The sequence below is a fragment of the Clostridium sp. CTA-19 genome (genome assembly GCF_054767855.1).
In genome coordinates this window covers 1-6,287 of record NZ_BAAABH010000061.1, presented here as the reverse complement: position 1 = coordinate 6,287, position 6,287 = coordinate 1, and the positions used below count along the sequence as shown (strand labels likewise).

Sequence of the window (6,287 nt, the reverse complement as noted above, 5' to 3'; positions counted from 1 at the left end):
TACCTATATTTATCTGTTTAATTTTCAAAGACCAATTTTTAACTTATTTGCCGTCGTTTCCCGACTGCTTAATCAGTTTACCATCTTGTTTTTCCCTTGTCAACAACTTTTTTAAGTTGTTTTTGAAAAACTTTTTCGCTTTAAKAACTCTTACCTTTCGGCGTTGCCCCTCAGCGACAAGACTTATTATATTAAACTTTTTAAGCCACATTTATTATTATTTACCTTATTTAATTAAATTATTCCTATATTTCTTCTGTTTTCTTTATAGTTCTTATGAATTTCATTTATTGATACGCGTGGGAAAGTTTGCTTCAAATTATATATTACCTATATATAATTTTTTCTAACTCTGTTACTCTATTAATAAATTAAAAGCAAAATTTTATATTAGACACATAATAAAATAATAAATAGTTTTATAAAATAGACAAATAATTTTTATCTATTTTCTAATTAAATGTATATTAAGGAGTTAACTATGGGTAAATTTTCTAATTTGAAATCATTAGGTGTTCTTGAACAAAACCACAAAGACTTTTATTCTATAAGAATTTTAAGTAACGGTGGTAATTTTTCTTGTGATGAATTAAACATATTAAATGAAATAGCTAAAATTTATGGTAAAGAATATGTTACTCTTACATCCCGTTGTTGTATAGAAATTCCTTATATAAACAAAAATGATGTAAGTTTGGTACTTGATACACTCAAAAAATATAATTTTACTACAGCTGCAATGGGTAAATTTGTTCATCCTATAACAGCTTGTCGCGGAACTGTTTGTAAAAATAGTCATACTAATACCCAATCTATTGCAGCAACTATTCAAAATATTACTATAGGCTTATCTTTGCCTCATAAGATAACCATTGGTGTCATAGGTTGCTTTAACAACTGTTTAAAATCACAAAATAATGATATATTTATTAAACCTTATTCACAAATACATATTGATTCTTCTAAATGTAAATTATGCAAATCATGTATTAATAAGTGCAAGTATAATGCCTTAACTATAGTAAATAATAAAATAAATTTAGATACTAAACTTTGCACTGATTGTGGAAAATGTATAAATTTATGTAATTTTAACTGTATTTCTTCTTATTGCGATTACTATAAAATTTTTCTTAAAATTAATGTAAACTGTAACTATGAAGAATTAGATATTTCTCTTAATTTAAACTCTCTTTACACAACTATTAGCTTTATATTAAATCAATATAGTTTATATAGTTTTAGTAATGAACGTTTTTATGATTTTGCTAATAGATACATATCTAATATAATAAATAAACTCCAGAATTAATTCTGGAGTTTATTTATTATCAACTTCGTTCTATTTTCACTTTACTACCTCCTAGACCTGATTGAGCTGGAGTTAATATAAGTTTTATTGGAACTCTATTCTTTATTGACTCTACATGACTTATTATACCTACCGACAATTTTTCATTATGAATTTTTTCAAGAGAACACATAACAATATCTAATAATTCATCATCTAATGTTCCAAAACCTTCATCAAGGAAAAACAATTCTAAAGGTGCAGTTCCTTTAAGTTGTATTTGTGTTGAAAGTGCTAAAGCTAGTGATAGTGAAACTAAAAATGTTTCGCCACCTGATAATGTAGATGCATCCCTTTGAAACCCACCATTTTTATAATCTCTTATTATAAATTTACCATTGTCATCTACTTCTAATCCATAGTTTCCATTTGTTATTTCTTTTAGTCTTTTAGACGCCTCTAGTGATACATATTTTAACTGATGATAGGCTACAAATTCAACAAACTTTTTACCTTTAAATAACTTATCTAAATCATCTAATAAACTCATTTTGTATTCTAATTGTTTTTTATTATCTAATAATTCCTTTAAGTGCATAAGCTTTTCTTTCATATTGTTAGTTTCGGATTTTAAAGTAATTACAACTTCTTCTATCATTTTCAACTCTTTATTTTTTTCTTCTTTTAATATTTTAATTTCCTGCCATTGTTCTTCTGTTAACCTATTCTTACCTATTTTATTTTTTAAATTTTCTATGGCACCTATAATTTTAGATAATTCATTATTATAGTCTTTAAACTCTCTTTTTATTATATCTAGATTTTCCCTTGATATTTTATATTCATTTGCTTCTTCTATACAACTAAAGTTTTCTTCTATTAATGCTTTATCAAGATTTTTTCTATCATTTTTTCCTCTTTCTATTAAACTTGCAACATTTGTTCTTACTCCAACAAATTCTTCATTTGACTTATTATATTTATCATCTATGGATTTTTTTTCTCTTTCTGCTTTAATATAGTTGCTTTCTATTTCTAATATAAGTTTGCTTACCTCTTCTTTTGCTAATGTTAAATCTTTAATATTTCCTATTATATTTATAATATAATTTTCTTTTTCTACTATTCTTTTATTTTTTTCTTGCAATATAACTTTTTTTTCCTTTAAATTTTCATTTAACGTTGATACATCCTTATTTAATTTTTCTTTATCTAATAATTTTTTTGATATATCCTGTCTTAATTCTTTAAGATTATTTTCAAGTCTGGTTATTTGCTTATCATTTTCTGATATCTCTTTACTTATTTCTTGAAAGTTTTCTATTTTTAATTCTTCTTTTAACTTAATTAAATTAATTTTAACATCATTAATCTGTTTTTCTAATTTATTTAACTGTATTTTTAACTTTTCTAATCTTTCAGTATTTTGAGTTACTATTGTATCTATCTTGCTATATTCTATATCTTTTTTATTTATATCTTCACTTAATTCTTTTATATTATTTTCTATAGTGTTCTTTTCCTTATCATACTTATCAAATTGAGTTCTTAATAATTCAAATCTATCCTCTAGTTCTTCTATTGATACTTTTTTAAAATCTTCTCCTAATTCTTCTATTTTAAAATATTGTTGTTCTATTGATTTCTTATAAGAATCTATATTGTTTTTTAATATGATAATTCTTTCATTAAATTCCTTTAGTATTTCTTCATTTTCTTTTAGGATTTCTTTTGATGTATCATTTTTACTTAGATTAATACTTTCTAAATTATCTATTGAATGATCTATAGAACCACATACTGGACATGGACATCCTTTAAAAAGTTTTTCTCTTAAACATTGTGCTATATTTTCAATTTCAATTTTATTTACATAATCTCTTAATGTCTTTACACTATTTTCTAAATTATCTCTTTCTGCTGTTTTAAAATTTAATTCTGTTGTAGAGTCTTTTAATAAAACATTATTTTCTTCTAACTCTTTTATTAGTAAGTCATATCTGCTCCATTTACCTTTATAATATGAAATTTCTTCTTGAAATTTTAACAGTTCCTTAGGATTAGTGATATTTTTTTCCATTAGCTCTTGCTGTTTTTCTTTTAAATCATTTAACTTAATATTTAATTCATCAATTTTAGTTTTTAATTCATATCTGTTATTTTTATTAACTTTCATGTTCTCTTCTAATATATTTATTTCTAATAATAAATTCTTTTTTTGACTAGTTAATGATTTATAATCATTACTAATGATTACTCCTTCATTTATCTTTGTTCTATTCTCATCTGATACTTTTAATTTATCTATACTTTTTTCTTTTACTTCTCTTTCATTATTTAAAATAATAATATCTTCTTCTAATCCCTTTATATTATTATTTATATTTTTTATTAGTTTGTCTTTTTCCTGTAGTTCTTCCTCCAAATATTTTGCTTCATTCTTTAAGTTTTTAATGTTTTTTACTTCTTCCATAGCTTCATCAATTCGTTCTTTTCTTATTTTTAAACTTGGAAGTTCATTCTCTTTTTTTTCTATTATCTCTCTTAAAATAGCTTCTAATTTTTCTTTTTCAGTTTTTATATTTTCAATATCTTTTTGTATAATATTAAGTTTTCTATTTTCAATATTATATTGTTTCAATGTCTCATGGCGAGCATCCATATAAGGTTTTATTTTTAAATAAGATTCACCTTTTAAAATTTTAGTTTCCTTAATATTATTTTCTTCTTCTTTTAACTTTAAACACTTAAAAATATGTTCACTTTTTTTCAATTCTTCTTGTAGATTCCAAATTACACTATTTTCATTATATGTTTTTTCTATTACTATTAATTCTTTTTCTATATTTTCTTTATTTTTTAAAGCGGATTCTAATCTCTCTTCTTTTACTTTTAAATCTTCATTATCTATATCTTCATAGCCTTTTAACTCACCTTGAAGTATATTATATTTTTGTCTTTCTCCTTTTATTTTACTTATCAACTTGTTAGATAAGTTATCTCCATATTTTTGTAAATTAAATAACCTCTCTAACATATTTCTTCTATCTTTACCTTCAAGTTTCAAAAAATCACTAAATTTGCCTTGAGGTAATACTACAGTTCTTGTAAAATCATCTAATTCTAATCCTATAATTTCTTTACATTTTGCAGTTACATTTTTTGCTCCTTCTTCTAAAACTTCTACTGCTTCACAAGTCACATCTAATATTTTAGCTGATTTAGATCTTATGTTACCTGATTTATCTCTTTTAAACTCTCTCTCTACAATATATTTTTTAATTTTTGTTCCAGATATTTGAAACTGATAAAGTACATTTACACTATTACAATTTGTATTTATAAAATTAGAACTTTTTCTAGAAACTTCTCCGTACAAAGCTAATGTTATTCCATCAAGTATTGTAGATTTACCACTTCCAGTAGGACCAAATATTCCAAAAAATCCTTTGTCTGTTAATTTTTTAAAATCAATTGTTTGTTCTTCTATAAAGCTATTCAAACCTTTTATTTTTAAACTAATTGGTTTCATTTTCATCACCATCCTTAACTATAGATAATAATAAATCTACAATTTCATCTTGTGGTTCCACTTTTCTCTCCTTAAAATAAAATTCCTTAAAAATGCTTTCAAAAGATTTTTCTAAAAAAGTCGCCATATCAAATTCTTCTTCTTCTTCTTTAATTTTAGGTATAATTTCCAATATGTCTTTCTTTAAGCTTTTCATAGATTTTATTTCGTCTTCTCTTATATATCTGTCTGTACATATTTCTAAATAGACCCAACATTCTCTATTTCCATTTTCTTCACACTTCTTAATAGCTTCCTCTATACTTTTACATCTCCAAATTTCTATTGGTTTATAATTTTCAAATTCAATCTCTTCAAGATTAAATTCTTCTCCTGCTTTTATATCTATAATAAAACATTTTTTTACAAAACCTATTTCTTTTTTATTGTACTGCAGTGGTGAACCAGAGTACCTAACTTTTTTCTTAGTTCCAGGAACAACTTGCGGTTTATGAACATGTCCTAATGCAATGTACTGTGCTTCTTTTGGGAAACAACTTCCATCTACTATAAAACTTCCTCCAAGTTGTATATTTCTTTCTGATCCCGCTTCTTCACTTCCCATTGCAAATAAATGAGATACTGCTATGTTTATAGTATCTTTTCTATAATTTTTACTTAAATTGTCAAAAAGTAGTTTTATCCTATCACTATAATTTTTTGCCTTTTCTTCCTCTTCATCCATTCCATCATATAGAACTTCATTTAATCTTTTTTCACTTGGATATGCTACTGTTAATATTACTGCTCTTTCTCCATTTACTTCTATTTCTATGAATCCTTCCCCTGAATTACAAACTCTATGTTTACCATATATACCTGTTTCAACTATTGATTTAGGCCTTCCTACCATAATGATTCCATGCTCTCTTGCCAATGGACCTGCTGCCACTAATCTATCTGGATTATCATGGTTCCCTGAAATTATCAATGTTAATCTTTCACCATTTTTAGATAATTTTTTTAATGTGTTGTAAAACATTCTTTCTGCTCTTGCCGGTGGATTACTATTATCATATATATCACCTGCTATAATAATTAAATCTACTTTATTACTTTCAACTATCTCTATAAAATCATTTAAAAATTCTTCCTGCTCATCCATCCTACTAAAGCCTTCTAAATTTTTTCCTAAATGCCAATCTGCAGTATGTAATATTCTCATATACTTACTCCTTTATAATACTTAATAACTTTAATTATTTCATTGTCTTATTCCATAATTATACTATATATTTTCTAATATTTAAGAATTCATATTTTTTTAAATAAAAAAAAGAAGTAGATATTCTACTTCTATGTTTCCAAAATGGCTCCGCGAAAAGGATTCGAACCTTCAACCTATCGGTTAACAGCCGAGTGCTCCACCGTTGAGCTATCGCGGAATATTACCTGGCAACAACCTACCCTCCCACACAGTACAGT

The 6,287-nt window shown here is 24.9% G+C and carries 3 protein-coding genes and 1 tRNA gene; 1 reads left to right on the top strand and 3 read right to left on the bottom strand.

Going from position 1 to position 6,287, the window contains the following annotated elements:
* Nucleotides 1-481: 481 nt before the first annotated feature.
* Nucleotides 482-1,312: a 4Fe-4S binding protein gene (locus ACYUE0_RS17325; protein ID WP_460271855.1), complete on the top strand. Its 831-nt coding sequence runs from the start codon at nucleotides 482-484 to the stop codon at nucleotides 1,310-1,312.
* A 19-nt stretch (nucleotides 1,313-1,331) separates the two neighbouring features.
* Here ACYUE0_RS17325 and ACYUE0_RS17320 read toward each other — a convergent pair whose 3' ends face one another.
* The 3 genes from ACYUE0_RS17320 to ACYUE0_RS17310 form a co-directional block, all read right to left on the bottom strand.
* Nucleotides 1,332-4,823: an SbcC/MukB-like Walker B domain-containing protein gene (locus tag ACYUE0_RS17320; RefSeq protein ID WP_460271853.1), complete on the bottom strand. Its 3,492-nt coding sequence runs from the start codon at nucleotides 4,821-4,823 to the stop codon at nucleotides 1,332-1,334.
* Nucleotides 4,810-6,027: an exonuclease SbcCD subunit D gene (locus ACYUE0_RS17315; RefSeq protein WP_460271851.1), complete on the bottom strand. Its 1,218-nt coding sequence runs from the start codon at nucleotides 6,025-6,027 to the stop codon at nucleotides 4,810-4,812. Before ACYUE0_RS17315 ends, ACYUE0_RS17320 begins: the two co-directional genes overlap by 14 nt.
* Before the next feature lie 145 nt (nucleotides 6,028-6,172).
* Nucleotides 6,173-6,247: transfer RNA gene (locus ACYUE0_RS17310), tRNA-Asn, on the bottom strand.
* Nucleotides 6,248-6,287: the final 40 nt, after the last annotated feature.

Bases quoted from the DNA above. Each gene is read 5' to 3' on its own strand.
- ACYUE0_RS17315 (WP_460271851.1), bottom strand. From the start codon at position 6,027: ATGAGAATATTACATACTGCAGATTGGCATTTAGGAAAAAATTTAGAA.
- ACYUE0_RS17320 (WP_460271853.1), bottom strand. From the start codon at position 4,823: ATGAAACCAATTAGTTTAAAAATAAAAGGTTTGAATAGCTTTATAGAA.
- ACYUE0_RS17325 (WP_460271855.1), top strand. From the start codon at position 482: ATGGGTAAATTTTCTAATTTGAAATCATTAGGTGTTCTTGAACAAAAC.